Annotated in this window: 3 protein-coding genes; all 3 read left to right on the forward strand. The window is 66.1% G+C overall.

All coding sequences use genetic code 11. From position 1 onward, the window contains the following. Window positions 1–127: 127 nt before the first annotated feature. Window positions 128–1,096 carry a tripartite tricarboxylate transporter substrate binding protein gene (locus ABDB81_RS22225; RefSeq protein WP_346813608.1) on the forward strand — a complete coding sequence of 323 codons (969 nt, stop codon included), beginning with the start codon at window positions 128–130 and terminating at the stop codon, window positions 1,094–1,096. Window positions 1,097–1,137: 41 nt separating this feature from the next. Next, window positions 1,138–2,076, forward strand: a complete 939-nt coding sequence (locus tag ABDB81_RS22230) for a 2-hydroxyacid dehydrogenase (protein ID WP_137927383.1) — start codon at window positions 1,138–1,140, stop codon at window positions 2,074–2,076. Window positions 2,077–2,172: 96 nt separating this feature from the next. Beyond that, window positions 2,173–3,033 carry an intradiol ring-cleavage dioxygenase gene (locus tag ABDB81_RS22235; RefSeq protein WP_346813609.1) on the forward strand — a complete coding sequence of 287 codons (861 nt, stop codon included), beginning with the start codon at window positions 2,173–2,175 and terminating at the stop codon, window positions 3,031–3,033. The last annotated feature ends 101 nt before the right edge of the window (window positions 3,034–3,134 follow it).

The raw sequence follows: 3,134 nt of genomic DNA on the forward strand, positions 1-3,134 counted from the left end.
TCGGCAGTGCAAATTGCGACTCGTCAGCAAGCAGAACCTCGATGCCCTCTCCCCCAACCCCTCTCCCGCGCAGCGGGAGAGGGGAGCCACCCAAAAAAAAGCAGCGCACACATCAGCAGGAGACACCATGAACCAAACCACCCGCACCCTCGCCGCCATTGCCGTCGCCGCCTTCACCCTGACCGCTCACGCCCAGGGCGAATGGCCGACCAAGCCCGTCACCATCATCGTTCCGTTCACGCCCGGTGGCGGCACCGATATCGGCACGCGGCTCGTGGCGCAGCGCTTGTCGCAGTTGTGGGGCCAGCCGGTGGTCGTCGATAACCGTCCCGGTGCCGCTGGCAACGTCGGGCTGGAACTGACCGCACGCGCCAAGCCGGACGGCTACACACTCGTGGCAGGCAACGTGGGCACGCAATCGATCAACCCGTTCCTCTACAAGAAGCTCAACTACAAGCCGGACAGCTTCGTGCCCGTCACGATGATGGCCGAGTTGCCGTTTGCGCTGGTAGTGACGCCGGGCCTGCCCGCCAAGACGCCGAAGGAACTCGTGGCGCTGGCCAAGGCCAAGCCGGGCAAGCTCACGTTCGCGAGTTCGGGCACGGGTGGATCGCCGCACCTCTCGGGCGAGATCTTCAAGGCCGCCACCGGCACCGACATGCTGCACGTCCCATACAAGGGCGGCGGCGCGGCGATGACGGACCTGATGGCCGGCAACGTCGACATGCTGTTCGCCTCCATCCTTGAAACCACGGGTCACGTGAAGTCGGGCAAGCTGCGCGCGCTGGCCGTGACGGGCACGGTGCGTTCGCCGTCGATGCCGGACGTGCCCACGCTGGCCGAGGCCGGTATCCAGAACGCCGAGTCGGGATCGTGGGTCGGACTGCTCGCGCCGGCCGGCACGCCGAAGGATATCGTCGACAAGATCGCCACCGATGTGAAGAAAGTGGTGGCGATACCCGAAGTGAAAAAGCAACTGGTGGATCAGGGCGCCATTCCGGTGGGCAGCACGCCGCAGGAATTTGCGCAGACCATCGCCAACGACCGCAAGCGCTACGCAAGGATCATCGCGGATAATCACCTGAGCGCGGACTGACACGCGCCCGCCCTCCCGGAACAAGATAGGACTCTTCTCGCATGAAACCACGCCTCCTGCAGCACGGCCGGCTCCCCGAACAGACCGAAGCCCGCCTGGCCGAGCAATTCGATGTGCATCCGTTCTGGGCCGAAAGCGACCCAGCCGCCTACCTCGCGCAACACGGCGGCGAGTTCGTGGCGATGACTACGCGCGCCGCTATCGGCGTGGACGCAAAGATGCTGGGCGCCCTGCCCAACCTGCGCGTGATCTCCAGCTTCGGCGTGGGCCTGGACAAGCTCGACCTCGACACTGCCCGCGCACGCGGCATCGCCGTGGGCTACACGCCCGACGTGCTCAACGACTGCGTGGCCGATACCGCCTTTGCGCTGCTGATGGACGCCGCGCGCCAGGTCAGCGCCGCGGATCGCTTCGTGCGTCGCGGCGACTGGCTCAAGGGTGCGTATCCGCTGACCACACGCGTCAGCGGCAAGCGGCTTGGCATCGTCGGCATGGGCCGTATCGGCCGGGTTATCGCCAAGCGGTCGCACGGCTTCGATATGGACGTGCGCTACTTCGGCCGCAAGGCGCAGGAAGGGGTGCCGTATGGTTTCGAACCCTCGCTGGAAGCGCTGGCGAAGTGGGCCGACTTCCTTGTCATCGCCGCATCGGGCGGGCCGGAAACGCGTCATATGGTGTCGGCCGGCGTGCTGGAGGCACTGGGTCCACAAGGCTACCTGATCAACATCGCGCGCGGCACGGTGGTGGATGAAGCGGCGCTGATCGATGCCCTGACGAACAAGCGTATTGCAGGCGCCGGACTCGACGTGTTCGAGGACGAGCCGCGCGTGCCCGAAGCACTGTTCGGTCTCGACAACGTCGTGCTGCTGCCGCACGTTGCCAGCGGCACGCACGAAACGCGCGCTGCCATGGCAGGACTGGTCTTCGACAATCTGCAGAGCTTCTTCGCCACGGGTGCCGTGCTGAAATCCGCAGTCTGAGGCTGACAAAGCGTAGCCGGCCCGACACAGTGCCGAAACACTGCGTACGGCCACCAGCGCTACACTGGGCACCCCCTTTCCTCACCGGAACGCGCGATGCCCACAAACCCTGCGCGGCCGCCCTCCGTGTCACGTCGCCGGCACCTGCTGGCCATGGGACTCGGGGGCGCCGCCCTCGCCACGCTGTCCCGCACGGCGCCGGCCCAAACATCCTCCCATCCCTCCCCTTCCGCCTCACCGCTGGCGCTGACGGCGCAGACCACCGAGGGTCCGTACTACTTCGACGCTGGCAAGGTGCGCCAGGACATCACCGAAGGCCAGCCCGGCGTACCGCTCGAGATCCGCTTTGCCGTGGTCGATGCAGCCGGCCGCCCGCTTGCCGGCAAGCGCGTGGACCTGTGGCATTGCAACGCGGCTGGCGTGTACTCGGGCTATGCCGGCCAGACTGACGACCACGACCAGCGGGTATCGACCAAAGGCCAGACCTTCCTGCGCGGCAGCCAACCCGTGGATGCAACCGGCACCGCCGTCTTCCACACGATCTATCCAGGCTGGTATGAAGGCCGGGCCACGCATCTCCACATGAAGGTGCTCGATGGCAGCCGGGCCATGCTGACCACGCAGTGCTTCCTGCCGGACGCACTCAGCGAGTACTTGTACACGCAGCTATCCGCCTATCGCCGCAAGCGCGTGCGGCAGACGCTGAACAGCAACGACGGCATCGCCCTGCAGGCGGGAGACACCACCCTGGGCGCGGTGCGCGAAGCCAACGGACGCTATATCGCCACGCTGACGCTGGTGGTGGACCCTTCGGCGACGTCGAAGGCGGAGCGGTTTCCGGGGCCGGGCGAGATGATGGGCGGCCCGCCTCCGGGGCCACCGCCCGATCATGGCAAGCTGGTCGCGCTGGAGGGTGAAGCGCGGGTGGCGGCGATTGTGCCGGGGGTGAAGCTGTAGATACGCTTCCTCTGGATTTCCCCCGATTCTTCTTCCATCTCCCGCCTGTGTTTGCTCTGTAGTGGTCCAATAAACCTGGACACCTCAAAAGGTAGACTTCG

This window comes from Cupriavidus sp. DL-D2, assembly GCF_039710735.1.
Taxonomy (GTDB): domain Bacteria; phylum Pseudomonadota; class Gammaproteobacteria; order Burkholderiales; family Burkholderiaceae; genus Cupriavidus.

Excerpts from the sequence above, each read along its gene's own strand:
- ABDB81_RS22235 (WP_346813609.1), top strand. The coding sequence starts at position 2,173 with ATGCCCACAAACCCTGCGCGGCCGCCCTCCGTGTCACGTCGCCGGCAC.
- ABDB81_RS22230 (WP_137927383.1), top strand. The coding sequence starts at position 1,138 with ATGAAACCACGCCTCCTGCAGCACGGCCGGCTCCCCGAACAGACCGAA.
- ABDB81_RS22225 (WP_346813608.1), top strand. The coding sequence starts at position 128 with ATGAACCAAACCACCCGCACCCTCGCCGCCATTGCCGTCGCCGCCTTC.